This window comes from Paraburkholderia sp. SECH2, from assembly GCF_030464795.1.
GTDB lineage: Bacteria > Pseudomonadota > Gammaproteobacteria > Burkholderiales > Burkholderiaceae > Paraburkholderia > Paraburkholderia aspalathi.
This window is the reverse complement of sequence record NZ_JALPRH010000007.1, coordinates 62,629-88,502: the sequence shown is the minus strand read 5'-3', so window position 1 is coordinate 88,502 and position 25,874 is coordinate 62,629. Positions and strand designations below refer to the sequence as shown.

Here is a 25,874-nt window from a genome sequence, read left to right as displayed (position 1 = left end):
CGGGGTGAGCTCTGATCGCGCCGTATCGGCTCATTGCTGCGCGCCCGTGCGCAGACGCTCCAGCAGTTCACGGCCCTGACGGGTCAGTTGCAGTGTCGAACCTTGCCGGTCACGCTGGCGAATTTCCACTAACTCGTAACGGCGTAACGCCAGTACGTCCGGGTCGAAATCTTCCAGCCGCTTGTCCGTGTCGCCAAGCAGCATGAGTGTCGCAAGTTCGTGGTGGCTGAGCATTGAGTACCTCCATTGATCGATACATGGGCGATGGAGGCATCCTAGACAAACGACGCTACAGTTTGGCTACGGTTGTGTTTCTACGGATTACCTGCAGTGCTGTAAGCGTCAGCGGTAAGCGTTGATGCGCCGCGCGGCAGAGGTAGCGAGCGAGGTGCGGGAGTAAAGGGGCGCAATACTTTCTATGCGCCCCGTAATTGGGGTCTGCGTATGGGGCCGCTTTACAGTGTCGTCAGCGCTTCTGTAATAGAAAGAAAGCGCTCGACGTCGCTGGGTGCATGACAATGCAGCGGCGAAATGCGCACCGCGCCCGCCAGATTGAACGACTTCAGCATACGGCCGGAGTACAGACTCGAGGCGATCCGCTCGTAGACGATCACGCCGCGCTTCTCGTACTCGCGCACTGCATCGGTCGGGCTCAGATTCGCGAAGCCGATACCCAGGATCAGGTCGCGCTTCGTGAGATCGGCATGATCCCAGAACACCTCTACGCCATCGAGCCGCCGCAAACCGCGCCGCCCACCCTGGCCGTCGAGCAGCGCGGATAGTAGCGCGCGCTCATGCAACTCGATGCGTTTCATCCCTTCCACGAAAAGCTCACGGCGCGTATCGGCATCGCTGAATTGGCCACCAATCCACGTCACGTACTCGACGATCTCGGTCACGACCGCAAACTGCGCGGGCGCCGGACTGCCGAGTTCCCACACGCCTTCCTGCTTCGCGTCGAGGCGGTGATGCGGCAGCGCGGCCGCTCGCGGCGACAGCCACGAGATGCCGGAGCCGCGGCAGCCAAAAAACTTGTAGGGTGCGAAATTGATGCCGTCGACCGGTGTCTTCTGCAGGTCGATCACACCATGCGGCGCGTGCTGGACCGCATCCACGACGATAAAGAGTCCGGGCTTCTTTTCTCGGGCCCGCTCGACGAGTGCCGCGATATCGAACTTGGCGCCGGAAATATTCGACGCGTACATCACGCTGAGCAGCGCCGTGTCAGCATCGATCAAGGACAGAATCGCATCCACGTCCACGCCGCCCGTCTCCGGATTGCTGGGCGCGACACGCAACGACTTGCCCGTGCGTTGCGCGTAGTACGTCATTGCGTCGAAGGAAGACGGATGTTCAAGGATCGTCGTGACGGCGTTGGTACCCGGCACGTTCTCCATGATCGCGCGCACCATGTCGAACATCGCGCCCGACGCGGTCAACGATGGGTAGATGCTGCCGTCCTTCGCGTTGAGGATCGTGCGGATATCCGCCTCGCCGCGCGCCTGAACGTCCTGAAGATGGCGCGCGCGTGCGTGAATGCGCTCCGGGCAATCGGGCAGCGCATCGATTCGCGCGAACGCGTCGACGGCCGCCTTGAGGCGGAACGAGCCACCTGCGTTGTCGAAGAAGAGTCTCTCGCTCCCGTCGATGTCGTGGTCGACGTGGTGGAAACGCGCCTTGATCTCCTGCATCAGCGACTCGGAAAAGAACTCGCCTTGATTACTGCTCATCTGGATGCTCCTGATCTTTCTGCTAAATGATGTCGTGCCGCGAACCGTGTCCGCTCAAGCGTCAAGCGACGCGACATACGCTTTGCCCTTCTCCGCGTCGTACTGGCGCTCCCATTTGGCGATGACGAGCGGCGCAAGCGCGTTACCCACCACATTCAGCGCGGTACGCCCCATATCCATCACGCGGTCCACGCCTGCGATGAACGCGAGCCCTTCGAGCGGTAACCCTGCGCTTGCAAGCGTCGCGAGCAAAATCACGAACATGAAACCCGGCACGCCGGCTGCACCCTTGGACGTCACAACCATCGTCAATACTAGGACCATCTGTTCCTGCCAGCCAAGATGAATGCCGTACAACTGCGCGACGAACAGCGTGCCAATGCCGAGATAGATCGATGCGCCGTCGAGATTGAACGTGTAGCCGGTCGGCACGACGAAGGTTGTGATGCTTTTCGGCACACCGTAGTCTTCCATCTTCTTCATCAGTTGCGGCAGCACGGTTGCCGAGCTGCAGGTTGAGAACGCGATGATCAGTTCGTCCTTGATAACCCGCAGCAACGTGAAGATACGAAAGCCGAACAGCCGGGCGGTGATGCCGAGCACGACAAGCACAAACAGCACGATCGCCAGATACGTGACGGCCACCAGCTTAAGCAACGGCAGCAATGAACCGAAGCCGAAGCTCGCCACGGTCACCGCGATCAGCGCGCATACGCCAATCGGCGCGTAACGCATCACCATATTCGTCACCTTGAACATGGCTTCCGCGACGCCCTTGAGCATGACGATTACCGGCTTGCGGAATTCTTCCGGGACCGACTGCAGACCAAGGCCGAATAACACCGAAAAGAAGATCACGGGCAGCAGGTCACCTTTGGCCATCGAAGCGAGGATATTGTCCGGAATCACGCCAAGCACGAGGGTCATCAGGCCATGATGCCCCTGCACCTGCTGTGTTGCCTGCTGATAGCGGGAAATGTCGGCGTGGCCGAGCTGCGACATGTCGGTGCCGACACCCGGCTGCAACACGTTGCCGAGAATCAGCCCGAGGAGGATCGCGATCGTCGTGACCACCTCGAAGTACACGAGCGTCTTCAGGCCGATGCGCCCGAACGATTTACCGTCTCCGACACCGGCGATCCCGACCACCATGCTCGTGAATACGATCGGCACCACGATCATCTTGATCAGCTTGATGAAAATGTCGCCGGCGGGCTGCAACAGCCCTGAAATGGTCGCGTCCCGCATTTGCGGAAAGTGGTTCAACACGAGTCCCGTGGCAACGCCAATGACGAGACCGATCAGTATCTGCCACGCAAGTCCGACACGCGGTTTGCGCTCAATATGGTTGACAGGCGGCCTTTCGACGACAGTATCCATGCTCTCTCCAGATTTGGGGGCGGGGCGATGGAGAAACCTTAAGCAGCCGAAATAAGTAAAAAAAGCGATTTTTTTGTATGAGAAACTATCGCTTTAATTCATGCAAAGGACGGCGCGATGCTGACGTTCAAGCAGATGGAAGCGCTCTACTGGATCGTGCAACTGGGTTCGTTCGAGGCCGCTTCGAGCCGCCTGAACACCACGCAGTCGGCCGTTTCGAAGCGGATTCAGGAACTCGAGCGCGCCTTCGACCTGACGGTATTCGACCGCGCGCACCGCAGCGCGCGGCTGACCGAGAAAGGCGCCGAGTTCTTCGCCTACGCGAAAGAACTGCTCGAACGGCGCGACCAGATCGTCGAGCGGATCAGCTCAAAAGAAGCGCTGGTGCGCCAGGTCCGCATTGGCGTGACGGAGCTGACCGCCTTGACGTGGCTGCCCCGGCTGATCGGCGCGATCCAGGCGGCGTATCCCAAGGTCGTGGTCGAAGCCGAGGTGGATTTGAATGCAACGCTGCGCGACCGGCTTGCGGACGACACGATCGACATCATCGTCGTGCCGCAAATCCACAGCACCGAGTCCTTCGTTATGACGCAGGTCGGTGAAGTGGAAAATGCCTGGATGTGCGCGCCGGCACTGGCGCCGAAGCAGGACGTCCTTCCGCTCGCCGAGATTGCGCAGTACCCGCTGATCCTGCAGGGCGGTCTGTCGGGAACAGGCTTTATCTATAGCCGCTTCCTGCAGGAGCACGGGGTCAGCATGCAACGCATTCTCGCGAGCAACAGTCTGATCGCGCAGATCGGGCTGACGCTCTCGGGCCTCGGCATCAGCTATCTACCGAAGGCATGCCTGAACCATATGGTCACACGCGGTGCGCTCGGGATGATTCAGACGCGACCGGCGCTGCCGCCTGTCTCATACGTCGCGATGCATCGCGCGGAACAACCGCACTCGTTGAATGCCGAAATCGCACGGCTCGCCGCGCAGTGCTGCGATTTCAGCTCGAACCTGCTCGATCCGGGCCGGGTCTGAGCGGGACCTCGGCCCTGCGTTGCAAATAATCCGCCGTGCGTGTGTATGTAATTCCTCGTCAAGGCAAGGTAATCGGCACAGGGCGCGTAAGCAGATCGACGTAGAGGCTGAAGAAACGATTGTTGTCGAACTGCGTGACGTACGTGATCTTGTTCGGTGACGCGCCCGCCGCGGGTTGATCGGGATAGACCGTCACATGCCCCTGATCCTCGCCGCTCGTGGTGTCGATATCGAGGTAGGCGCTTTTCGTTTGCGTGGCGTAGGTCGGGTCCATGAAATAAGCGATCGTCAGTGTGTCGAACAGATGCGTGTTGTCGCCGAACGACCCGGCGTTGACGATCCCATACGCCTTGGTTACCGCGGTCTGCTTGTTCGGGTTGTTGACGATCTGATCGAAGATGCTCTGCGTGAGCGGCACCGTATTCGTGACGTCGAGGGGAATAACGGCCTGAGGGATCGTGGTCTGAAGCACCGTGCGCACGGCCAGCGGATCAAACCACCAGTTGAGTTCCCCCACTGCATTCGCATTGCCCGGCACCGCCATCGCGCCGCCCATGTAGACGATCCGCTTGATCAGCGGCACGATCTCCGGCGCCTTCTTGATGGCCGTGGCGAGATTGGTGGGCGGGCCGACCTCGAGAATGGTGACCTGATTCGGATAGCGCTTGATGGTCTGGATCATGAAGTCTGCAGCGCTTTGCGTCTGCAGTTTCGTCGACACCGCGAAGCCGTCCGGCGGCGCCACAAGCTGGGATTGCTGGGTTGGTTCCGGCCGCATCCACGCGCCAAAATAGCCTTGCGGGTTGGCAGCCTGCTGCGCACGAATGCTCGCCACATCATATTGCAATGGATAGTCGGCGCCGGCATAGACACCCACTACGTTCTGCACGCCCATGCGCTCCACCGCCTTTAGCGCATCCGCTTCTTCCTGCAGCAACCAGTCGTTGCCGGTCACGACGGTCAGCCCGAGCAGGTTGACCTTGCCCTGCCCCATCAACTGTGTGGTCATGGCGAACAACTGGCCGTCGTCGCCCATCGTGTTGAAGTCCGAATCGATGATGATCTTCGGCGCGTTGGCGAGCGGATCGGTGGTCGTCACGTTGCCTCCGCATGCGGCGAGCAGCGACGTTATCATCAGGATGCCTATGCATTGTGATTTCATGTTTAGTCCTTTTATTCCAGTAGAGATCGCGATCAAACCAGGGGGAACACCATCCGGAGATGGTGCCGGTCATTCAACGTCAAGCTACGCAGAGTTGCAGGCCGGACTGCCTCATGTCACAACAGGCATCCGTTTCAGGCTGCGCTTTCGACTTCCGCGCGAGTCGGGATCGATGGCTGTGCACCAGCGCGCGTGACCGAAATCGAAGCAGCGCGTTGCGCGAGGCTGATTGCGCCTTCCAGCGGCTGCCGGGCGGCGAGTTGCGCGGCAAAGACACCGATAAAGGTGTCGCCGGCCGCAGTCGTATCCACGGCCTTCACCTGCGGCGCGGGAAAATGCATGCCTTCGCCGCCTTCCGGCAACAGGTAAGCGCCCTGCGCACCGAGCGTGACGATTACGTTGCGGGCGCCGCCGCGTTGCAGCTCCAGCGCCGCCCTTCTCGCACCGCTTTGCGATTCGACCGGCAGGCCGGCGAGTATCGCGGCCTCGACCTCGTTCGGCACGAGGTAGTCGACGAGCGGCAGCCATTCCGCGGGCAGCGGGCCGGTTGCGGGCGCCGGGTTCAGCACGGTGATCTTGCCGAGGCGCCGGGCGAGCGCGAGCGTTGCGTGGACGGAATCCCAGGGCGTTTCCAGTTGGCAGACCACGACGTCGCTCGCCTTGATCGCCGCTTCGTGGCGCGCGACGCCTTCAGGCGTGAACTCACCGTTGCTGCCCGCCACCACCACGATCGTGTTCTGGCCGTCGTCCGAGACTGTGACCATGGCGACGCCGGTGGGCTGCACGGCGTCGACCTCGACGCCCGCGCAATCGATTCCTTCAGCTTCCAGATCCTTGACCCGCTGGGCGCCGTTCGCATCCTTCCCCACGCGGCCAACCATCGCCACGCGCGCGCCGATGCGGGCGGCCGCCACGGCCTGGTTGCCACCCTTGCCGCCGGCAACCTGCGAGAACTCCTGTCCGCTGATCGTCTCGCCCGGCCGCGGCAAATGCGGTGCGCGGGCGACGAGGTCGGTATTGATGCTGCCCACCACGAGCACGCGGCCCGGCTTCACTTCTTTCGACACGTTCACTCTCCTGCTGACCGTCCACGAAGGGTCGCTGACGGTCATTAATGGGTCAATATTTATGCAGCGCGACGTCGGCTTCTATACGTATCCAGCACGACGGCCACGACAATCACAGCCCCCGTGATGATGCGTTTGGTCGGCTCGGTTGCCCCGATCTGGGCAAGACCCGCGGCTAGCACCGAGATGATCAACACGCCAAAGAAGGTGCTGATCACCGAGCCGCGTCCGCCCATCAAGCTCGTTCCGCCGATCACGACCGCCGCGATCACCTGCAATTCGATGCCCGCGCCGGCATTCGGGTCGGCTGCCTCGAGCCGCGAAATCTGGAACAGGGACGCGAGGCCGGCCAGCAAGCCCATCATCGCGAAGACGGCAATCTTGTACGGACGCGGGTTGACGCCGGCGAGGCGCACCGCTTCCTCGTTCGTGCCGATGCCGACCAGATAACGTCCGAACACCGTGCGGGTCAGCACCAACTGCGCGACGACCATCACGACGATGGCAATCAGGAACGCGGGAGAAATGCCGAACGCGATCGGGTTGGAGAGGAAATCGAACGCATCGCCGATATAGGCCGTGCGGGAGTTGGTCATCTGGTACGCGAGACCGCGGGCCGCCTCGAGCACGCCGAGCGACACGATGAACGACGGAATCCGCCAGGCCACGGTAATCGCGCCGGTCACGCAGCCCGTCAAGGCCGCCCCCGCCATGCCGAGCAAGGCGGCAGGCAGCGCCGGCCAGTGCCATTGCAAGGCCGCCACGCTCGTGAGCGCCGCGCCGAGCGCCAGCACGGAGCCGACCGACAGGTCGATCCCGGCGATGATCAGCACAAAGGTCATGCCGACCGACATCACAACCAGATCGGGAATCTGGTTCGCGATCGTGCTGAAGGTGTCGTAGCTCAGGAAGTGCGAGCTCAGCAGCGAGAACAGGACGATCATCCCGAGCAGCGCGCCGAGCAGGCCAATATAGTTCGAGAATCCAAGGCGCGTGCCGATCGGCTTCGCGTCTTTGGGCGGTTCGTTCTGCACGGAAGGCAGGCTGGTTGGTGCAGTCATGCTTCAATACTCCACAGATTTTTGATCGGGCGCCGTTGAGTCGGGCGCTTTAGCGTCGGGTTCGATCGGGTCGTGCAGCAGCGCGTCGCGTTTCGTATAGCCCGCGAACGCCGCTGCGAGCAGCGCGTCCTGGGTCCAGCTTCCGCGCTCGAACATGCCCGTCATCCGTCCCGCCGACATCACCCCGATCCGGTCGCAAATCGACATCAATTCGCGCAGATCGCTCGACACCACCACCAACGCGCGGCCTTCCCGCGCAAGCGCGCCCATCAGCGCGTAGATATCGAACTTCGCCCCGACGTCGATGCCACGTGTGGGCTCGTCGAACAGCAACACCGTGCAATCGCGCGCGAGCCAGCGGCCGATCACCACCTTCTGCTGGTTGCCGCCGGAGAGTTCCGACACTGGCTGCGACGGCCCCGAACTGCGGATGCTCATGGCGTCGATCTGTTTGCGCGCCAGCGCCGCCTCGCGACGGGCGTCCACCACGCCGTTCTTCGACACCGAGCGCAAATGGCCGAGCGAGATATTGGCGGCAATGGGTTGCGTCAGCAGGAGGCCCTCGCCTTTGCGGTCCTCCGTAATCAGTGCGATGCCGTTCTTTACTGCGTCCGACGGCGACGATACCGTCACCGTCTGCAGCGGGCCGCCGCCATGCGCGATCGATACCGTACCGGCATCCGCGCGATCGGCCCCGTAGACGAGCCGCATCAATTCCGTGCGACCCGCGCCGATCAAACCACTGATGCCGAAAATCTCGCCTGCTTTGACTTCGAATGACACATCGCGCACAACCGGCTCGCGGGTCATGCCCGTGACCTTGAACGCCACGTCGCCAATGCGCCGTTCGCCGAGGTCGATCCGTTCGCCGATATCACGCCCAACCATCAGCGTGACCAGACGGTCGGCCGAGAGGTTCGCCATCTCGTCGACATGCACGAGTCGCCCGTCACGCAGCACGGCTGCACGCCGCGCGATACGCTTCAATTCTTCAAGTCTATGAGAGATGTACACCAGCGCCACGCCGCGCGCCTTGAGCCGTTCGACCTGCTCGAACAGCAGGTCCACCTCGCGGGCGGTCAGCATTGCGGTGGGTTCGTCGAGGATCAGCACGCGGCAATCGCCGATCAGATTGCGCGCGATCTCGACCATCTGTTGATGGCCGATGCCCAGCGTGCCCACCAGCGTGTCAGGGTCGATCGCGTCGAGCCCGACTTGCGCCATGGCATGCCGGGCGTCTTCGCGCAGCTTGGCGCGATCGATCCAGCCGAACATGCCGCGCTGCGGCAGACGATTCAGGAACAGGTTCTCCGCCACCGAGAGGGTCGGCAGCAGGTTCAACTCCTGCATGACCATGCGCACGCCGAGCGCCTCGGCGTCCTTGCGGCTGCCCGGCGTATAAGCTGCGCCGCCAAGCGTCATTGAACCGGTGGTCGGCGTAACGAGGCCGCCGACGATCTTGGACAAGGTGCTCTTGCCCGCGCCGTTTTCGCCGGTCAACGCCAGCACCTCGCCCGCGTACAGATCCAGCGAGATATCGGCGAGCACTGGCCCGGCGTAGGTCTTGCCGATGCCCTGCACAGTCAGCACGGGCGGGGCAACGGCAAGGGATAGGTTGGGAGTGGACATCAGATTGATAAAGCCAGACAAAGATCAGGCGGGGGTGGCCCGCAAACGATGCGGGCCACGTGTTGCCCCAATCTTACTTGGTGACCAGATCGACAGGCGTTTCGACGACGCCCGACAATTCCGACTGCTTCTTGTGTTCAGCGATTGCCTTCAAAGCCGTATCGATACCGAACACGGCCTGTCTGGCAGCGTACTGATTGGCAGTGGCAAGAACGCGGCCGTCGGCGAGCATCGGCTTGATCGCGTTGATGTCGTCATAGCCCACCACCTGCACCTTGCCCGCCTTGCCCGCTGCACGCACGGCCGATACCGCGCCGATCGCCATGTTGTCGTTACCGCACAGCAGCGCCTTGACGTCCGGGTTCGCATTGAGAATCTGGCTCGCGACGGCGTTGCCCTTGTCGATTTCCCACTCACCCGATTGCAGCGAGACGACCTTCATGCCGCCCGTCGCCATGGCCTGCTTGAAGCCGGCCGTGCGTTGCTGCGCGTTGGTGGTAGTCGAGACGCCTTCGATAATGGCGACGTTGTCGCCCGACTTCAGGCGCTTGGCCAGGTAGTCGCCTACCTTCTGCGCGCCCTTGGCGTTATCCGGGCCGACGAACGGGATGTTCAGGTCTTTCGACTTGAGCACGTCCGGGTCCAGCTTGTTGTCGATATTGACCACGATGATGCCGGCATCGACCGCTTTCTTCAGAACCGGCACCAGCGCCTTGGAATCGGCTGGTGCGATCACGAGTGCGTCGACCTTCGACACGATCATCTGTTCGACGATGCGAATCTGATTACCCGTATCGGTCTCGTCCTTGATGCCGTTCGTGACGAGATCGAATTTCGTGGGGTTCTGCTTCTGATAGTCTTTCGCGCCGGTTTCCATGGTCAGGAAAAACTCGTTCGCCAACGACTTCATCACCAGTGCGACTTTCGGCTTGTGGGCGGCCTGAGCGAACGCTGCGCCCGGCAGAATCGACACTGCGAAGAAAGCTGCGCTGGCTACGATAGCGCGACGCCGCGCCGGTTGGAAATGACGAATCATTGATGTCTCCGTATCGCTCGTTCGGTCTACGTAGTGACTGATAGCCGTTGAGTCGTGTGATGGGCAGGTTCACCACACTTGCCGCCAGTTGCCAATGAAGCCCTCGGGTTTCTTTGCCAGATGCTGGGACGAGTATGGCCAAGTCCAATGCTATCCTCGCGATCCACGTTATGCTATGCCTAATTTCAAAATCGAGCGTTTCAAAAATGGAACACGTTGACTGGGACGACCTGCGGATTCTGGTGGCGATCGCCCGCGGCGGCACGATGCGAGCCGCCGCGACGGCATGCGATCTGAGTCCGCCCACCCTGTCACGCCGCCTGACCGAGCTTGAACGGCGGCTGGGCGAGCCGCTTATCGACCGGGTTCCGTCGGGCTGTACGGTGACGGCATTCGGCGCGCGCGTGCTGGCCTGGGCCGAGCAGATGGAGGATCTGGCCCACCAGATCGAGCGTGCCGCGGACGTGACCGGCGGCGCAGCGGCTCACGGCACGGTGCGGATCAACGCCGTCGAATGGCCATCTTACATTTTGCTTAAACTGCTTGGCTCGTTCCAGGACCGGCTGCCCGGCCTCGCCATCGAGGTGCTGACCTCGCGGCGGCCGTATAGCCTTGCCCGCCGCGAAGCGGATATCGCGCTGTGGTCCGAATGCCCCGACGAGGGCGATCTGTATGTGCGGCGCATCGGCCGGATCCGCTTCGGGCTGTTCGGTTCGCGCGACTACTATCTGCGCCACAAGGCAGCAATTACCCGGAAGGAGTGGGACAAGCTGTCGTTCGTCGGTTATGACGACCGGCAACCGGATCACCCGGCCACGCAATGGCTGAAAACCCTGCCCGGCGCGCCTGCGCCTTCGCTTCGGAGCAGCTATGGCATGGGCGTATTCGACGGCGTGCTGGGCGGCTCCGGGCTCGGCGTGCTTGCCCAGCTCGCGGGCGACACCACGAGCGATCTCGTCTGCATCGAGAAACATATCAAGGCGCTCGACCAGGATGTGTGGATGGTGCTGCATCCCGCTCTACGCGATAGCGAGCGCATCCGCACGGTGGCCAACCTCATCGCCGAGATTTTTCGTTAGGGCTAGCTTCACCGGGCACATGCAGAGTAGGCAACCAGGTAGCGTGGTACGACACCGTACCGACTGCATCGGCAAACCAGCGCACCCTCGGATAGACACGCCGCACATCAGCAAAAGAAGTGCGATGGCTGCCCGTGTCACGCCGGCCGCACTGCGCATGAAGGCGTGGTGACGACCGAACCGGCGGCCCCGCAACCATCCGACGGGTGGTGGCGGCCGCGCCCGCCACCAGGAGCTCCCGGCCATGGATACGCTAACCCGCGATCCGGTCAAGCAGCCGACTCGCCCGAAACTGCTTCAGGTGATGGGGCCCGGCCTTATCACCGGTGCCTCGGACGACGACCCGAGCGGCATCGCCACCTATTCGCAGGTCGGCGCGCAATTCGGCTATGGCCTCGCGTGGACCCTGCTGTTCAGCTACCCGCTGATGGCCGCAATCCAGGAAATCAGCGCGCGCATCGGGCGCGTGACCGGCTGCGGCATCGCCGGCAATTTGCGGCGGCACTATCCGCGCTGGCTTTCCACCAGCGTCGTCAGTCTGCTGCTGATTGCGAACATCATCAATCTGGGCGCGGACCTCGGCGCGATGGGCGCGGCGCTCAAGCTGTTGATCTCGGGTCCCGCGCTGCTCTATGTCTGCGGTTTCGGCCTGCTCTCGGTAACGCTCGAAGTTTTTACGCGTTACTCGCGCTATGTGTCGATACTCAAATGGCTGTGCCTGTCGCTCTTCAGCTATGTGATCTGCGCGTTCGTCGTCAAAGTGCCGTGGACCCAGGTGGGCTGGGCAGTGATCTGGCCGCCGCTCTCGGCCAAGCCGGATTACATCGTGGCCATCGTCGCGGTCATGGGTACCACGATCAGCCCTTACCTGTTTTTCTGGCAGGCCGAACAGGAAGTCGAAGACGAACTGGAGCGGCCCGGCGCCCATCCGCTCACTCACGCACCGTGGGAGGCCCCCGCCGAGTTCGCGCGAATCCGCATCGACACCTATCTCGGCATGGCGCTGTCGAATACCATCGCGTTCTTTATCGTCGTGACCACAGCAGCGACGTTGCATGCTCACGGGCTCAACGATATCCAGACGTCGGCTCAGGCAGCGGAAGCGCTGCGAGCGGTCGCGGGACCGTTCACGTTTGCCATTTTCGCGGCCGGCATTATCGGCACCGGTTTGTTGACGCTGCCGGTACTGGCCGGCTCGGGTGCCTACGCAGTGGGCGAACTGTTCGCATGGCGGATCGGTCTGGCCCGTCTGCCGCTGCAGGCGAAGGCGTTTTACGGCGTGATCGCGGCGGCGACAGCGATCGGCGTCGGCTTGAATTTCACCTCGATAGACCCGGTCAAGGCGCTCTTCTGGAGCGCCGTGCTCAATGGGGTGGTCGCCGTGCCGGTCATGATCGTCATGATGCATCTGTCGATGCGAACCGGCATCATGTCGCGCTTCACGTTGCCGCTGGTGCTGCGCGTCCTCGGCTGGATTGCTACCGGTGTGATGGCGATTACGGTCATCGCGATGGCTGTCAGCTGGGTTGCATGAGCCATGCGCTCAAGACGTGAACGCCACCGTACAGACGCGCACCACGAAGCGTGCCAGAATGGTTGCTGGCCCTGTATGCACCGGCGATTTCCAAACCGCTTTCCAGTCGATTTCGCAACCGCCCCGTCAGGAGGACCTGAAAACTTTTCAAGTCAGTTCTGCGAATACGAGGTCGTTTTTCGGCAGGACACTGTGGGGTGGTTCATGTTGACCACACATCAACCGAAAGATAACCATCTGCTTTCCGTGCTGCCGAAAGCAGAGTGGGAACGCATCGCACCGCATCTCATCGCGCTCGATATGCCGCTCGGGGAGGTCGTCTACGAATCGGGTGACCGGCTCGACTATGTCTACTTCCCCACCACCGCGATCGTCTCGCTGCTCTATGTGATGGAAGACGGCTCGTCGGCCGAGATCGCGATTGTCGGCAATGAGGGATTGATCGGTATCGCGCTCTTCATGGGCGGCGAAACGACGCCTAGCCGCGCGGTCGTGCAAAGCGCCGGAAAGGCATACCGGCTCGACGCGCGCATTCTGAAAGAAGAGTTTCATCGTGCCGGCCCGGTGCAACGCTTGCTGCTGCGTTACACGCAGGCGCTCATCACGCAGATGGCGCAAACGGCCGTCTGCAACCGGCATCACACGATCGATCAGCAGTTGTGCCGCTGGTTGCTGTTGAGTATCGACCGCTTGCCGTCGAACGAACTCAAGATGACCCAGGAGTTGATTGCCAACATGCTCGGCGTGCGCCGGTCAGGTGTCACCGAAGCGGCCATGAAGCTGCAGGACGCGGGCTTGATCCGCTACAGCTACGGCCATATCGAAGTGGTCGACCGGTCGGGTCTAGAGGAACGCGTGTGCGAATGCTACGGCGTGGTGAGGCGGGAATTCGACCGCCTGCTGCCCGATCTGAGAGCCGTTTAAGTGACACGGCAACTCTTTGAACAAACTCTTCGAGGCTGAGATGTATAAACACATTCTGGTAGCAATCGACGGCAGCGACACGTCCGAGCACGCATTCAACGCCGCTTTGCAACTCGCGAGCGAGAGCGGCGCGCAACTGCAGCCGCTCTATGTCGTCGACAATCCGCTGATGGCGTACGACGCCTCCGGCTACGATCCGACGATCCTGCATGGCGCGTTCGTGGAAGAAGGCAAACGGCTGCTGGCAGACGCACTGGCACGCATGAAACACGAAAACGTGGCCGGCACGCCGCGCATGGTGGACGTCGAGCCGATCGGCGAGGATATTTCGGAGCGCATCCGCATCACGGCCAACGAATTCAATGCGGACCTGCTGGTGCTCGGCACGCACGGCCGGCGCGGCTTCAAGCGTCTGTTTCTCGGCAGCGTCGCCGAACGCGTGGTGCGCAGTGCGTGCTGTCCGGTATTGCTGATACCGAGCCGCCAGGCGCAAACCACGCACGTGGAGTCGGCCAAACCGGGGCATACCGACGTTGCCGCTGTGATGTATGAGATGCCGCCGCACTAGAGAGCCGGGGCGCTCGACGTCGCGTCGAGGGTGGGAAATACGGCGCGCTCAGGCAGCGCAAATCGTATTCGAGGTCGTCAGATCCACCCACGACATGCCCTGCTTCAGGCCGTCCAGCACGGCCTCCTGCGGCGTGCTGAAGTTTCGGTCGTGCGTGAATTCACGCACGACCACACCATCCGGCGCGGCAACGCTCGTACCGATCAGACAGCCAAATTCAGTGCCGCTTTCGCGTGCACAAGCCGTGACCGTCCAGCCATCGCCGTCCACTCTTCCCGACAGGTTCATAAAGTTTTGCCTCGTGCCTGCTCAACGCAACGTGGTGCGTGTTCGACGCTCGCGGTTTGCGCGCGCCGCCCAACTGGTCTATCAGAGCGCCACAGCATGCCGGCTAAGCACCCGTGGATCGCCGACCGGCAGAACCACTCGCCCGTGCACCTCGTTGATCACGTCGGCTGCGGACAGATAGAACGCCAACGCCGCGGTGATGAGTCCCATATAGCCGCCCGCCATCCGCACCAGGCCTGAACCCGTCCACTCTCCTCCAGCCAACAGGCCGAAGGTGATCCAGAGCGCCAGAAAGATGAACTGCAGCGCGCGAGGCGAGCGAAAGGTCGCCAGCCACATATAAAACGTGAAGACGCCCCAAAGAAACAGATACCAACCGACGAACGCGGGCGGCACCTTGTCGTGTAAAAAAAGCACGAACAGTGCAAACGACCACCAGAACGCGCCATAACTTAGAAAGGCCGTCGCGCCGAAGGTATTGCCGCGCGGCAACTCCATCATCCCGGCAATGGCCTGCGCGGTCCCGCCGTAAGCGAGCGCGCAAGCGAGCACGAGGCCCATCGACTCGCCCGAAAACCAGCCGGCGTTGATCATGCTGAGCAGCCACGTTGTCAATGCAAAACCGGCGAGACCCAGTGGCGCGGGGTTCGCAAGCGTGGTTCGAATCGGTGCGCTGGCCATGGCCTGCTCCTGAAGATAAAAAGCGTTCCGGCAATCTCGCGACCTTCGCGAACCATCACCCGAGCTGATCGAGAATCGCCGGATTTTCCAGCGTGGATACGTCCTGGGTAATTTCTTCGCCGGCCGCCAGCGAGCGCAGCAAGCGGCGCATGATCTTGCCCGAGCGCGTTTTCGGCAGATTCTCGCCGAAGCGGATTTCCTTGGGCTTCGCGATCGGCCCGATTTCCTTGCCGACCCAGTTGCGCAATTCGGTCGCGATTCTGATCGCCTGGTCACCGGTCGGCCGCTCGCCCTTCAACACCACGAACGCGACGACGACTTCGCCGGTCGTCTCGTCGGGACGGCCGACGACCGCGGCTTCCGCCACCAGCGGGTTCGCGACGAGTGCCGACTCGATCTCCATCGTGCCGAGCCGGTGGCCTGACACGTTGAGCACATCGTCGATACGGCCGGTAATCGTGAAGTAGCCGGTGTCCTCGTCACGCACCGCGCCATCGCCGGCGAGGTACAGCTTGCCGCCGAGCTCTTCGGGGAAGTAACTCTTCTTATAGCGCTCCGGATCGCCCCAGACGCCGCGCAGCATCGACGGCCACGGCCGTTTGACGACGAGAATGCCGCCCTGCCCGTTCGGCACATCCTGCCCGGTTTCGTCGACGACCGCGGCCATGATGCCAGGCAGCGGCAGCGTGCACGAACCCGGCACCAGTGGCGTCGCGCCCGGCATCGGCGCGATCATGTGGCCGCCCGTTTCCGTTTGCCACCAGGTATCGATGACAGGGCAATGGCTATGGCCGACGTGTTCGTAGAACCACGTCCACGCGGCCGGGTTGATCGGCTCGCCGACTGTGCCGAGCAAACGCAATGTTGACAGGTCGTAACGGTCCGGATGAACTTTGGGATCGGACTCGGCAAGCTTGATGAGCGAACGGATCGCGGTCGGCGCAGTGTAGAACACAGTCACGCGGTGTTTCGCGATCATCTCCCAGAAACGGCCGGCGTTCGGATAGGTGGGCACGCCTTCGAACACGACCTGGGTCGCGCCGATCGCTGTCGGGCCGTACGCGATGTAGCTATGGCCAGTGATCCAGCCGATGTCGGCGGTACACCAGAATACGTCGCTGCGCTTCGCATCGAAGGTCCACTTCATGGTCTGCGCGGCCCACATCAGGAAGCCGCCCGTGCTGTGCTGCACACCTTTGGGCACCCCCGTCGAACCAGACGTATACAGAATAAAGAGCGGATGTTCCGCGCCGACCCATTCGGGCTCGCACGTGTCTGCTGCGGCTTCTGTGAGCTCGTGCATCCACAGGTCGCGCCCTTCGTGCCACGCAACCTTGCCGCCCGTGCGCCGATAGACGATAACGCTTTTCACCGCTTCGCAGCCGCCCAGCGCAAGGGCCTCGTCCGCGATACTCTTCAACGGCAGCGCCTTGCCGCCGCGCATCTGTTCATCGCAGGTCACCAGCGCGATCGCGCCCACGTTGACGATCCGTTCATTGAGCGATTTCGACGAAAAGCCGCCGAACACAACAGAGTGCGTCGCGCCAATGCGCGCGCACGCCTGCATCGCCACGATGCCTTCAATCGACATTGGCATGTAGATCACCACGCGGTCGCCTTTCTTCACGCCGCGCGTTCGCAAAGCGTTGGCAAAGCGGCTCACTCGTTCGAGCAATTGCTGGTAGGTGACGTGCGTGACGGTGCCGTCGTCGGCTTCGAAGATCACCGCAACATGCTCACCGTTGCCGGCTTCGACGTGACGGTCGAGGCAGTTGTAGGACGCATTGAGGGTGCCATCGTTGAACCATTCATAGAACGGCGCACGCGATTCATCGAGAACCGTAGAAAACGGCTTTTTCCACTCGAGCGTTTCGCGCGCGAGACGCGCCCAGAATCCTGTGTAATCGCGCTCAGCTTCGGCGACCAACGCGCGGTAGGCATCCATGCCGGAGATCGCGGCGTAAGCCGCCACGCTGGCGTGAGGAAGGAAGGCTTGCGGCTCCTCCAGAATCGAATCGCTGGTTGACATTTTGTGTCCCTTGCACGCTTTCGTGCGTGCTTGATAGATGTGTTGCGCTCGTGGCGGCGCCCCTGCTGCGCCGGGCGTGACATGGCATTCCGCGTGATCGGTTCGATCAAGCGGTTGGCCGCTCCGGGCGAAATGGGGATGGCGCACAAATCGGTCAGGGAAGCCTTGTCACACGAAACTGTTTCGATCCGCGGTGACGGAGAAAAGCAGAGGGCTTGCAACGACGGTGCTCGCGTAGGAGGGGGAAGTCGGTACGGTGGCGTACAGGGTTTCGTCGGCGCCTTCAGGCAATTGTAAGTTTTGTACCATTCCACCGGGGCTGCAGAAAAAATCTGGAATAAGCCGCTAGGCGATGTGTTTGCCCTTACGTGGACGGCAGCAAACAGACGGTCTACGAGCGAAAGCAGAAACGCTTCTGCGCAGCTTCAGCAGCACGTAGATCACATAGGTAGACAAGTAAAGACGTAGTTCTCAATCACATGGATCGTTAGATTCAATCAACCTTAATTAGGCATCCAAATGAAACTCAATCTTGCAATGACTCTTTCGATGATCCTCCTTGCGTCGGCCGGCGCAGTCACTCAGGCATCGGCGCAGGAAAAGACCCGCGCGGAAGTGCGCCAGGAACTGGTTCAGGCAGAAGCTAACGGCTCGAACCTCGTGACCGACACGTCGTATCCCGAGATTAGCCCGATCTTCGCGCAGCAGGCCGCACGTCTGAAGATGAACACGAGTGGCGAAGGTCCGGCGATGTCGGGTTCGACGGCGGCAGGCCAACGCTCGTCCAGCACGCCCGCTCGTTCAGCAGACGCGGCGATGCCGGCGTGTGTCGGCCCCGTAAGCTTCTGCTCGCCGTACTTCGGCAGCTAACCGCTGACGATGCACGTCTGGGAGTGGTTCGGGATTCAGCGAATGACTGGCGGGCTGGCGAATGCCTGTGCCGGGGGCGAGCGGACGGTGGTGTCATGAGGCGTCCGCCCGCGCTCACGAGTCGGTCACAGGTCGCATTATTTTTTGATTTCCCCTTTGACGATACAGCTCAATTAACTCCAATCGAGCAGACATGCATTTTAATTGGAAACTCTTCGAATCCCGATGAATCGCTATCGAATTAGCATAAAGAAATGATTTTGTAATTAATAGCAGAACGATGGGCTCATTAAATCAATTAGAGTCCTACCTCCATTGCAGCGCGCCATGTACTTAGGCGTTGCCGAACAATCAACAACTCCATAACTAACTGATAACAATAATATTTCTAAGTAGTCGCCCTCGTTCATTCTCGACCTCCCCTTCCTCTCAACTATCTATTCTGATAGGTACCGATAATCTGTAATGAACGGTAATTTGGCGGCGCTCACGAATTTAACTGAGTGCCCCTATTAACCGTTCAGAACAGCGCTTCCAGACGAAATTCCTATTTATTTGACTCGACCGGAAACAGCCACCGGAAGATTCGGCGTCTCGTTGCGCTGTTATCTCAGGAGGTCACATGAAGTCGTCAGCCGCAAAACAGACGGTCCTATGTCTAAACCGTTACGCGGTCGTTGCTTTGCCTCTCGCTATTGCTTCGTTCGCCGCATTCGGCGCCTCACCCGCGTCCACGCTGTGGGCGCCCACCGACACGAAGGCGTTTGTGACGCCCTCCCAAGTCGAGGCGCGCAGTGCGACGCCATTGCTCGAACTCGCCGCCGGCGAGAGCGCACATGTCGTGGTCAGTCTCAAGCTTCGCGATGAGGCGCAGTTGAAGCAACTTGCGCAGGCAGTCAACCAGCCGGGCAACGCGCAGTTCGGCAAATTCCTCAAGCGTCAGCAATTCCTCTCGCAGTACGCGCCGACCGAAGCGCAAGTGCAGGCCGTCGTCGCGCATTTGCGGAAGAACGGCTTCGTTAACATTCACGTCGCGCCGAACCGTCTGCTGATTTCCGCCGACGGCAGCGCCGGTGCAGTCAAAGCGGCCTTCAATACGCCGCTGGTTCGCTACCAGTTGAACGGCAAGGCCGGCTACGCGAACACGGCGCCGGCACAAGTGCCGCAGGATCTCGGCGAAATAGTCGGTTCGGTGCTCGGCTTGCAGAACGTCGCGCGAGCCCATCCGATGCTGAAGGTCGGCGAGCGTTCCGCCGCGAAGACGCTGGCCGCCGGTACGGCCAAGGGTCACAATCCGACCGAATTCCCGACGATCTACGACGCCAGCAGCGCGCCCACCGCGGCGAACACGACGGTCGGCATCATCACGATCGGCGGCGTCTCGCAGACGCTGCAGGATCTCCAGCAGTTCACCAGCGCGAACGGTCTCGCGCCCGTCAACACACAGACGATCCAGACCGGGTCGTCGAATGGCGACTACAGCGACGATCAGGACGGCCAGGGTGAATGGGACCTCGACAGCCAGTCGATTGTCGGTTCCGCAGGCGGCGCCGTGCAGCAACTACTGTTTTATATGGCCGATCAAAGCGCGTCCGGCAACACCGGCCTCACGCAGGCGTTCAATCAGGCGGTGTCCGATAACGTCGCGAAGGTGATCAACGTGTCGCTCGGCTGGTGTGAAGCCGATGCCAACGCGGACGGCACGCTGCAGGCCGAAGACCGCATCTTCTCGACGGCGGCTGCACAAGGGCAAACCTTCTCGGTGTCGTCCGGCGATGAGGGCGTGTACGAGTGCAACAACCGCGGCTACCCGGACGGCAGCACCTATTCGGTATCGTGGCCGGCCTCGTCGCCGAATGTGATCGCCGTCGGCGGCACGACGCTTTACACGACGTCAGCAGGCGCCTACTCGAGCGAAACCGTCTGGAATGAAGGGCTCGACAGCAACGGCAAGCTCTGGGCGACCGGCGGCGGCTACAGCGTGTACGAGGCGAAGCCGTCGTGGCAATCGGCGGTGAGCGGCACGCCGAGCCAGCGCCTGCTGCCCGACATCTCCTTCGACGCGGCGCAGAGCACCGGTGCACTGATTTACAACTACGGTCAGCTGCAGCAGATTGGCGGGACGAGCCTCGCTTCGCCGATCTTCGTCGGACTGTGGGCACGTTTGCAGACCGCGAATTCGAACAGCCTGGGCTTCCCCGCAGCCAGCTTTTACAGCGCCATTAGCTCGACGCCTTCGCTGGTGCACGACGTGAAATCGGGTAACAACGGCTACGGCGGCTATGGTTACAAGGCGGCCACCGGTTGGGACTATCCGACCGGATGGGGCAGTCTGGATATCGCGAAACTGTCCGCCTATATCAAGAGCAATGGCTTCGCACATTAAGTCCGCTGGCCGATTGATGTGAACGCCTGAACGCTCGCCGATGACTTCGCGACACGCGGGTCATCGGCGGCTACGGGTAAACCGTTCGTCGAAACCACCGCGCGCGAGCGTCCCTCCCCTCGCGCCGAACGATTGCGGCGGTCCGAATCCGAGCCGCCCCTCACGCGTAAAACGCCCCTCCTCGCTTTCCCCAATCGCTCGCCGTGCCCTCCATTGGGTTGTCATTTTTGTTTTGAGATGTAATGATATAACATTCCTCGTGACGAATGACGACAAGGTGCCCGCTTGATCGGGACCGGTCGGCGCACGCCTGGTCATCCGTATTTCGTCCTGGAAAAACGGCGGCAAGACAGAAAACACATCCACCCAGTGCTCACCCCGAATAAATAACGATGAAAAACCGCACGCGTGTCTCCCATGCAGCCCTGCTGCTGTTCGCTATCGCCGCTCACGCCCATGCCGCGCCCGACGAAGGTTCGGTAACAGGCGCCGTCACCGACGCAGCAGGCAAGCCCGTCCGGAACGCGACCGTGAGCGTTCAGAACGCAAGCGGCGCCGCGGTCAATGAGGCAAAGACGGATGCGGACGGCCGTTTTGCGATCGGCCATGTGACGCCGGGCACTTACGCGATCGTGGTTACGGCACCGGGATTTGCGAGCGGCAGCAGCGTGACGACCACGACAGCAGGTGCAGAAAGGGCAGTAAGCGTCAAACTCGCTCAAAGCGACACGCTCGACGTTCAGGTGAACGCAAAGCGTCTCGATCGAGCCCGCAACGGACTACTGCCGGAAACCGGCAGCAGCGTGTACCGTTTCAGCCAGGCCGATATCAATGCGCTGCCCGCGGGGCAAGACACGCCGTTGAACCAGGTGCTGCTCCAGGCACCCGGCGTGGCAAGCGACTCATACGGACAACTGCACGTGCGCGGTGATCACGCGAATCTGCAGTACCGCATCAACGGCATCATCATTCCCGAACCGATCAGCGGTTTCGGCCAGGCACTCGACACTCGCATCATCGACCAGGTGAACCTGCTCACCGGCGCGTTACCGGCGCAATACGGCTACCGCACGGCCGGCGTGGTGGACATCCGCACGAAGACAGGCGATGCCGGCAACGGCGGGTCCATCGACGTGTTCGGCGGCAGCCATCAGACGATCAAGACCAGCGCGGATGTATTCGGCAGTGAAGGGCCGTTCAGCTACTACTTCAGCGGTTCGCTCGGCATGAACAACCTCGGGATCGAGAATCCCACTGCGAGTGCCAACGCGATTCACGATCACACCCGTCAAGGCGACGCGTTCGGTTACATGTCGTACATCATCAACCCGCTCACCCGCGTGAGCGTGATGTTCGGCACGACGAGCAACCAGTTCGAGATTCCCAACACACCCGGCTTGCCGACCAACTTCACACTCAACGGCAGCAACACGTTCGATTCGAGCCAACTGAACGAAACGCAATCGGAGTTGAACAACTTCGCGGTGGTGGCCCTCCAGGGCACCAATGGCGGCGCACTGGATTATCAGGTTGCGTTGTTTACCCGCTACACGCGGACGCAATTCAATCCCGACCCGGTCGGCGATCTGCTCTTCAACGGCGTGGCGTCGCAGGATTTTCACAGCAACTCGGCCAATGGCGCACAGGTGGACACGACCTGGCGGCTGAACGACAAGCATACGGTGCGGGCAGGTATCTTCTTCCAGCAAGAACACGCCGTGTTCAACGACAGCGTCAACGTATTCGCGACGGACAGCAACGGCAACCAGCTTTCAGATCAGCCCTTCAATATTCAGGACTCCAGCAGCAAGACCGGTTATCTGTACAGCGCCTACGTACAGGACGAGTGGAAAATCACGGACAAGCTCACGCTGAACTATGGTCTGCGCTACGACAAGATGGACGAATATGTCAGCGCAAGCCAGCTTAGCCCACGCATCGGTCTCGTCTATGCGCTGACGCCGGCCACGACCCTCCACGCAGGTTACGCGCGCTATTTCACGCCGCCCGCGTTCGAATTGGTATCCGGCTCGACCATCAGCCGCTTCAATGGCACGACCAACCAGAGTCCGTCGAACCAGAACGACCAGGTGCAACCGGAACGCAGCCATTATTTCGATCTCGGCGTGACCCAGCGTCTTGGATCGAACGTGACGGTCGGGCTCGACGCTTACTACAAGAAGTCGGCGAACCTGCTCGATGAAGGACAGTTCGGCTCAGCGCTTATCTTCACGCCGTTCAACTACAGGGAGGGGCGCGTGTATGGCGTCGAGTTCACGGCCAACTACAAACAGGACAACGTATCCGCGTATATGAATCTCGCGTGGAGCCGCGCGCAGGGCACGCAGATCGATTCCGCGCAGTTCAATTTCGATCCGGCGGAACTCGCCTATATCAACAATCACTGGGTCTATCTGGATCACGACCAACGCATCACCGCGTCGTTCGGCGGGACCTACGATCTCGGCAGAACGACCTTCACGTTCGACGGACTCGTCGGAAGCGGTTTGCGCAGCGGCTTTGCGAACACGGATCGACTGCCGCTCTATGCGCAAGTCAATCTCGGGGTGATACAGCACTTTAATCAACCGCTCATCGGCAAATTCGATGCGCGCCTCGTCGTAGTCAACGCATTCAACCGCGTCTATGAGTTGCGCGACGGGTCGGGTATCGGCGTCGGCGCCCCGCAGTACGGCCCGCATTTCGCCGTCTACGCCGGCGTCACCAAGCATTTTTGATTCCGTCCAGCTACGAAGAGGTAGAGCATGCAAGATTGGACAAGCGTTCTAGCGGCAGTACGCGTAGGCGGATGGGTCATCTATCCGCTGACGATACTCGCCATTCTGGCAGTCGCCATTGCCCTCGACCGGGCCTATGTGTTTCTACGTTTCGGCCGGTTGTCGGGCACGCTGCGTGGCACACACGAGATTGCGGCGGCCGGTTCAGCCCTTGATTGGGCCGGCAGATTGAAGGATGTCTCCAGTCAGAACGCGTTCAGACGGATGAGCGCGCCGTGGGCGCCTGATCCTTCTGTACCGCTGTGGCTGCGCGAGGCGAAGGCGCAATCGGTCGCCGCGCAAATCGAACGAGACATGAGCAAAGGTTTCTGGGTGCTGGAAACCATCGTGACGGCGGCGCCTCTGTTGGGTCTGTTGGGCACCATCGTCGGCATGATGCATTCGTTCCAGTTGTTCGGTGGCGATGGTCTCGTCGATCCAGGTGGCGTGACCGGCGGCGTGGCACAGTCGCTGGTGGCAACCGCGATCGGTCTCGTCGTCGCGCTGTTCGCGCTCTTTGCGTTCAACTATTTTTCCCGCCGGCTCGAACGACTCATGGATGAACTCGAGTCGTTCGCGAATGCGCGGCTCAGCGAAATCCGCCTTGCCGTTGCTGACACGTCCGTGGGAGCGCAGCCGTGAAGTTCAAGCGCTCGCGCGCGGCTAAGCGCGGTCGCATCGAAATCATTCCGATGATCGATGTGATGTTCTTTCTGCTGGCGACCTTCATGCTCGCATCGCTTGCGATGCAGCGGCTCGATGCACTCAAGGTCAATCTCCCTGCCGGCAGCGCGCAAAAGATGGCGGCACATGAACCACTTACCATTTCAGTGGACAGCAGCAACGAGGTATTTGTGAATCATCAGTCCGTCCATCTTGATCAGGTCGAGCCGACGGTAAAACGCCTGCTGCAAGCGGACGGCAACGTGGTGATCGCTGCTGACGACACAGCGGGCCACGGCGTGGTCGTTCAGGCGATGCTGGCCGCGCGCCGCGCGGGCGCTGAGCGGTTTTTGATCGCCGTGCGTCGTGAGTAGCCGGATGCGATTCGCGGACACTGTGGACGATTCTCCGCGGATGCGGATTGCGCTAGCGGTGCTGGTCGCGCTAGTCGTATGGATTGGGTTTTTGTTTCAGCTGGGGAGTTGGTTGGGTACAACGCCGTCTATGCATACGCCTGATAAGCCACTCGAGATGCGGGTGGTAGAACTCGATCCTCCGCAGGCTCCGGTTGCGCACACTACGCCTGCTCCGATCGCACCGGCAAAGTCACAACAGCCTGCCGATCCGCGCCCTCACGTGTCAGCACAAGTACGCACGACACTACCTGTCCCATCGAAGCCGGATGTGCGATCGGTACAAAGCGTTGCACCTGCTCAGTCGGCGCCCACAGTTCAAGAGCCGAAGCCGGCAGCCGAGCCGCCTGCCGGTCCCTCTTCCGAAGAAAGAGCAAACTCAACACCATCAGCCACCTCGTCCGGCGACGCAACCGCGCGCGCCATTGCTAAACCGTTGCCGGAACTCCCTGATGATTTACGTGACCAGGCGTATCAAACCGTCGCGATCGCTCGTTTCGCCATTCACGTTGACGGCTCGGTCGATGTCGAACTCATCAAGCCAACCGCCAATCCGCGCCTCAATCAAATCCTGCTCGAAACGCTCCGTAAATGGCGGTTCTTTCCGGCGATGCAAGCGGGACATCCGGTCGAAAGCCGACAGGACATCCGCGTGCATTTCAATGTGAGCTAGCCCGGTGAAGGTTGCGCGTTGGGTTTCTACCAACGCCTACCTCACCCCTTCGTCGCCCCAAACGTCAGCCCCGCCACAAAATGCTTCTGCATCGCAAAGAACATCGCGACCGACGGCAACGCGGCAAGAATCGACCCCGCCGAAACCAGATTCCACGCCGTGGTCCACTGCCCTTTCAACGCCGCGACACCTACGGTAATCGGCGCAGCATCGTCACCTTGCGTCAGACACAGCGCCCAGAAGTAGTCATTCCACACGAACGTGAACACGAGAATCGCCAGCGCCGCCAGCGCGGGACGAATCAACGGCAATACGATCTTGAAGAACACAGTCCACTCATTGGCGCCCTCGATCCGCGCCGCCTCGACCAGCTCAAACGGCAACTGCTTGATGAAGTTCCGCAGAAACAGCGCACAAAATCCAGTCTGAAACGACACATGGAACAGAATCAGTGCGCTCACCGTATTGAACAGACCGAGCTGCAAGGACAGATCCCGCACCGGAATCATCAACACCTGCACGGGCACGAAATTGCCCGCAACAAACGTCGCAAACAACGTCGAATTGCCGCGAAACCGATAGATAGCCAGCGCGAATCCCGCCATCGCCGCAAGCGCAATCGAACCCACCACAGCGGGCACCGTAATCAGCACACTGTTCCAGAAGTAATGCAACATCGGCGAGGTCGTCAGCGCCTCGCGATAGTTATCGAACATCGCGAAGTGCTTGGGCCAGCCCCAATAGTTGCCTTCGCTCAATTCTTCCGTCGAGCGCACCGAGGTCACGAGCACCGCGATCATCGGCAGCAACCAGATCAGCAGCGCGAGCGGCAAGGTCAGTTTGTACGCGCGGCGCGTCACCGGCTTCCATTTGTCGATCGGGATCGGAAACATGA

The 25,874-nt window shown here is 61.1% G+C and carries 23 protein-coding genes; 11 read left to right on the top strand and 12 right to left on the bottom strand.

The window, feature by feature from the left end:
- Window positions 1-30 precede the first annotated feature (30 nt).
- The 3 genes from M0D66_RS14710 to gltP all read right to left on the bottom strand — a co-directional run bounded on the left by M0D66_RS14710 (window position 31) and on the right by gltP (window position 3,110).
- Window positions 31-234, bottom strand: a complete 204-nt coding sequence (locus tag M0D66_RS14710) for a hypothetical protein (RefSeq protein WP_093645406.1) — start codon at window positions 232-234, stop codon at window positions 31-33.
- Window positions 235-455: 221 nt separating this feature from the next.
- Window positions 456-1,730, bottom strand: a complete 1,275-nt coding sequence (locus M0D66_RS14705; protein ID WP_211706536.1) for an aminotransferase class V-fold PLP-dependent enzyme — start codon at window positions 1,728-1,730, stop codon at window positions 456-458.
- Between the two features lie 54 nt (window positions 1,731-1,784).
- Window positions 1,785-3,110: a glutamate/aspartate:proton symporter GltP gene (gene gltP, locus M0D66_RS14700; RefSeq protein WP_211700500.1), complete on the bottom strand. Its 1,326-nt coding sequence runs from the start codon at window positions 3,108-3,110 to the stop codon at window positions 1,785-1,787.
- Between the two features lie 117 nt (window positions 3,111-3,227).
- On the opposite strand from gltP, the gene M0D66_RS14695 reads away from it, so the two are divergent.
- Entirely contained in the window at window positions 3,228-4,139 is a 912-nt protein-coding gene (locus tag M0D66_RS14695; RefSeq protein WP_211700499.1) for a LysR family transcriptional regulator, read from the top strand.
- 58 nt (window positions 4,140-4,197) lie between these two features.
- On the opposite strand, the gene M0D66_RS14690 is transcribed toward M0D66_RS14695, so the two are convergent.
- The 5 genes from M0D66_RS14690 to M0D66_RS14670 form a co-directional block, all read right to left on the bottom strand.
- Entirely contained in the window at window positions 4,198-5,301 is a 1,104-nt protein-coding gene (locus tag M0D66_RS14690; RefSeq protein WP_211706537.1) for a nucleoside hydrolase, read from the bottom strand.
- Window positions 5,302-5,435: 134 nt separating this feature from the next.
- The gene (gene rbsK, locus M0D66_RS14685) at window positions 5,436-6,413 is read right to left on the bottom strand and encodes a ribokinase (RefSeq protein ID WP_200618307.1); all 978 of its coding nucleotides are present in this window, start codon (window positions 6,411-6,413) and stop codon (window positions 5,436-5,438) included.
- A gap of 14 nt (window positions 6,414-6,427) precedes the next feature.
- The gene (locus M0D66_RS14680) at window positions 6,428-7,429 is read right to left on the bottom strand and encodes an ABC transporter permease (RefSeq protein WP_054038990.1); all 1,002 of its coding nucleotides are present in this window, start codon (window positions 7,427-7,429) and stop codon (window positions 6,428-6,430) included.
- 3 nt (window positions 7,430-7,432) lie between these two features.
- A complete protein-coding gene (locus M0D66_RS14675) occupies window positions 7,433-9,058 on the bottom strand; it encodes a sugar ABC transporter ATP-binding protein (RefSeq protein ID WP_211706538.1) in 1,626 nt (541 codons plus the stop codon).
- 73 nt (window positions 9,059-9,131) lie between these two features.
- Entirely contained in the window at window positions 9,132-10,094 is a 963-nt protein-coding gene (locus M0D66_RS14670) for a sugar ABC transporter substrate-binding protein (RefSeq protein ID WP_054038992.1), read from the bottom strand.
- Between the two features lie 134 nt (window positions 10,095-10,228).
- On the opposite strand from M0D66_RS14670, the gene M0D66_RS14665 reads away from it, so the two are divergent.
- The 4 genes from M0D66_RS14665 (at window position 10,229) to M0D66_RS14650 (ending at window position 14,199) form a co-directional block, all read left to right on the top strand.
- On the top strand, window positions 10,229-11,173 hold the full coding sequence (locus M0D66_RS14665; protein ID WP_244869762.1) for a LysR family transcriptional regulator: 945 nt from the start codon (window positions 10,229-10,231) through the stop codon (window positions 11,171-11,173).
- Window positions 11,174-11,417: 244 nt separating this feature from the next.
- Window positions 11,418-12,707 carry an NRAMP family divalent metal transporter gene (locus M0D66_RS14660; protein ID WP_211706539.1) on the top strand — a complete coding sequence of 430 codons (1,290 nt, stop codon included), beginning with the start codon at window positions 11,418-11,420 and terminating at the stop codon, window positions 12,705-12,707.
- 204 nt (window positions 12,708-12,911) lie between these two features.
- Window positions 12,912-13,631 carry a Crp/Fnr family transcriptional regulator gene (locus M0D66_RS14655; RefSeq protein WP_093645389.1) on the top strand — a complete coding sequence of 240 codons (720 nt, stop codon included), beginning with the start codon at window positions 12,912-12,914 and terminating at the stop codon, window positions 13,629-13,631.
- A gap of 40 nt (window positions 13,632-13,671) precedes the next feature.
- On the top strand, window positions 13,672-14,199 hold the full coding sequence (locus M0D66_RS14650) for a universal stress protein (RefSeq protein ID WP_211706540.1): 528 nt from the start codon (window positions 13,672-13,674) through the stop codon (window positions 14,197-14,199).
- A gap of 48 nt (window positions 14,200-14,247) precedes the next feature.
- On the opposite strand, the gene M0D66_RS14645 is transcribed toward M0D66_RS14650, so the two are convergent.
- From M0D66_RS14645 to acs, 3 genes are all read right to left on the bottom strand, one after another.
- Window positions 14,248-14,487: a UDP-glucose 4-epimerase gene (locus tag M0D66_RS14645; protein ID WP_200618302.1), complete on the bottom strand. Its 240-nt coding sequence runs from the start codon at window positions 14,485-14,487 to the stop codon at window positions 14,248-14,250.
- An 81-nt stretch (window positions 14,488-14,568) separates the two neighbouring features.
- The gene (locus M0D66_RS14640; protein WP_093645383.1) at window positions 14,569-15,168 is read right to left on the bottom strand and encodes an acetate uptake transporter family protein; all 600 of its coding nucleotides are present in this window, start codon (window positions 15,166-15,168) and stop codon (window positions 14,569-14,571) included.
- A 55-nt stretch (window positions 15,169-15,223) separates the two neighbouring features.
- The gene (gene acs, locus M0D66_RS14635; RefSeq protein WP_211706541.1) at window positions 15,224-17,197 is read right to left on the bottom strand and encodes an acetate--CoA ligase; all 1,974 of its coding nucleotides are present in this window, start codon (window positions 17,195-17,197) and stop codon (window positions 15,224-15,226) included.
- A gap of 519 nt (window positions 17,198-17,716) precedes the next feature.
- Here acs and M0D66_RS14630 point away from each other — a divergent pair.
- From M0D66_RS14630 to M0D66_RS14605, 6 genes are all read left to right on the top strand, one after another.
- Entirely contained in the window at window positions 17,717-18,067 is a 351-nt protein-coding gene (locus M0D66_RS14630) for a DUF4148 domain-containing protein (protein WP_211706542.1), read from the top strand.
- Between the two features lie 622 nt (window positions 18,068-18,689).
- Window positions 18,690-20,453, top strand: coding sequence for a protease pro-enzyme activation domain-containing protein (locus M0D66_RS14625; RefSeq protein WP_211706543.1), 1,764 nt, complete (start codon window positions 18,690-18,692; stop codon window positions 20,451-20,453).
- A gap of 392 nt (window positions 20,454-20,845) precedes the next feature.
- Complete coding sequence (locus M0D66_RS14620) at window positions 20,846-23,191, top strand: TonB-dependent receptor (protein WP_211706544.1); 2,346 nt, start codon at window positions 20,846-20,848, stop codon at window positions 23,189-23,191.
- 27 nt (window positions 23,192-23,218) lie between these two features.
- Entirely contained in the window at window positions 23,219-23,872 is a 654-nt protein-coding gene (locus M0D66_RS14615; protein WP_200618297.1) for a MotA/TolQ/ExbB proton channel family protein, read from the top strand.
- Window positions 23,869-24,267, top strand: coding sequence for a biopolymer transporter ExbD (locus M0D66_RS14610; RefSeq protein WP_093645370.1), 399 nt, complete (start codon window positions 23,869-23,871; stop codon window positions 24,265-24,267). The genes M0D66_RS14615 and M0D66_RS14610 overlap by 4 nt, the downstream gene beginning before the upstream one ends.
- Before the next feature lie 262 nt (window positions 24,268-24,529).
- Window positions 24,530-24,979, top strand: coding sequence for a TonB family protein (locus M0D66_RS14605; RefSeq protein ID WP_244179543.1), 450 nt, complete (start codon window positions 24,530-24,532; stop codon window positions 24,977-24,979).
- Window positions 24,980-25,020: 41 nt separating this feature from the next.
- On the opposite strand, the gene M0D66_RS14600 is transcribed toward M0D66_RS14605, so the two are convergent.
- The gene (locus M0D66_RS14600) at window positions 25,021-25,872 is read right to left on the bottom strand and encodes a carbohydrate ABC transporter permease (protein ID WP_054039020.1); all 852 of its coding nucleotides are present in this window, start codon (window positions 25,870-25,872) and stop codon (window positions 25,021-25,023) included.
- Window positions 25,873-25,874: the final 2 nt, after the last annotated feature.

What these genes read in the sequence shown, in the direction of transcription:
- M0D66_RS14710 (WP_093645406.1), bottom strand. Translation starts at nt 234, where the DNA reads ATGCTCAGCCACCACGAACTTGCGACACTCATGCTGCTTGGCGACACG.
- M0D66_RS14705 (WP_211706536.1), bottom strand. Translation starts at nt 1,730, where the DNA reads ATGAGCAGTAATCAAGGCGAGTTCTTTTCCGAGTCGCTGATGCAGGAG.
- gltP (WP_211700500.1), bottom strand. Translation starts at nt 3,110, where the DNA reads ATGGATACTGTCGTCGAAAGGCCGCCTGTCAACCATATTGAGCGCAAA.
- M0D66_RS14695 (WP_211700499.1), top strand. Translation starts at nt 3,228, where the DNA reads ATGCTGACGTTCAAGCAGATGGAAGCGCTCTACTGGATCGTGCAACTG.
- M0D66_RS14690 (WP_211706537.1), bottom strand. Translation starts at nt 5,301, where the DNA reads ATGAAATCACAATGCATAGGCATCCTGATGATAACGTCGCTGCTCGCC.
- rbsK (WP_200618307.1), bottom strand. Translation starts at nt 6,413, where the DNA reads ATGACCGTCAGCGACCCTTCGTGGACGGTCAGCAGGAGAGTGAACGTG.
- M0D66_RS14680 (WP_054038990.1), bottom strand. Translation starts at nt 7,429, where the DNA reads ATGACTGCACCAACCAGCCTGCCTTCCGTGCAGAACGAACCGCCCAAA.
- M0D66_RS14675 (WP_211706538.1), bottom strand. Translation starts at nt 9,058, where the DNA reads ATGTCCACTCCCAACCTATCCCTTGCCGTTGCCCCGCCCGTGCTGACT.
- M0D66_RS14670 (WP_054038992.1), bottom strand. Translation starts at nt 10,094, where the DNA reads ATGATTCGTCATTTCCAACCGGCGCGGCGTCGCGCTATCGTAGCCAGC.
- M0D66_RS14665 (WP_244869762.1), top strand. Translation starts at nt 10,229, where the DNA reads ATGGCCAAGTCCAATGCTATCCTCGCGATCCACGTTATGCTATGCCTA.
- M0D66_RS14660 (WP_211706539.1), top strand. Translation starts at nt 11,418, where the DNA reads ATGGATACGCTAACCCGCGATCCGGTCAAGCAGCCGACTCGCCCGAAA.
- M0D66_RS14655 (WP_093645389.1), top strand. Translation starts at nt 12,912, where the DNA reads ATGTTGACCACACATCAACCGAAAGATAACCATCTGCTTTCCGTGCTG.
- M0D66_RS14650 (WP_211706540.1), top strand. Translation starts at nt 13,672, where the DNA reads ATGTATAAACACATTCTGGTAGCAATCGACGGCAGCGACACGTCCGAG.
- M0D66_RS14645 (WP_200618302.1), bottom strand. Translation starts at nt 14,487, where the DNA reads ATGAACCTGTCGGGAAGAGTGGACGGCGATGGCTGGACGGTCACGGCT.
- M0D66_RS14640 (WP_093645383.1), bottom strand. Translation starts at nt 15,168, where the DNA reads ATGGCCAGCGCACCGATTCGAACCACGCTTGCGAACCCCGCGCCACTG.
- acs (WP_211706541.1), bottom strand. Translation starts at nt 17,197, where the DNA reads ATGTCAACCAGCGATTCGATTCTGGAGGAGCCGCAAGCCTTCCTTCCT.
- M0D66_RS14630 (WP_211706542.1), top strand. Translation starts at nt 17,717, where the DNA reads ATGAAACTCAATCTTGCAATGACTCTTTCGATGATCCTCCTTGCGTCG.
- M0D66_RS14625 (WP_211706543.1), top strand. Translation starts at nt 18,690, where the DNA reads ATGAAGTCGTCAGCCGCAAAACAGACGGTCCTATGTCTAAACCGTTAC.
- M0D66_RS14620 (WP_211706544.1), top strand. Translation starts at nt 20,846, where the DNA reads ATGAAAAACCGCACGCGTGTCTCCCATGCAGCCCTGCTGCTGTTCGCT.
- M0D66_RS14615 (WP_200618297.1), top strand. Translation starts at nt 23,219, where the DNA reads ATGCAAGATTGGACAAGCGTTCTAGCGGCAGTACGCGTAGGCGGATGG.
- M0D66_RS14600 (WP_054039020.1), bottom strand. Translation starts at nt 25,872, where the DNA reads ATGTTTCCGATCCCGATCGACAAATGGAAGCCGGTGACGCGCCGCGCG.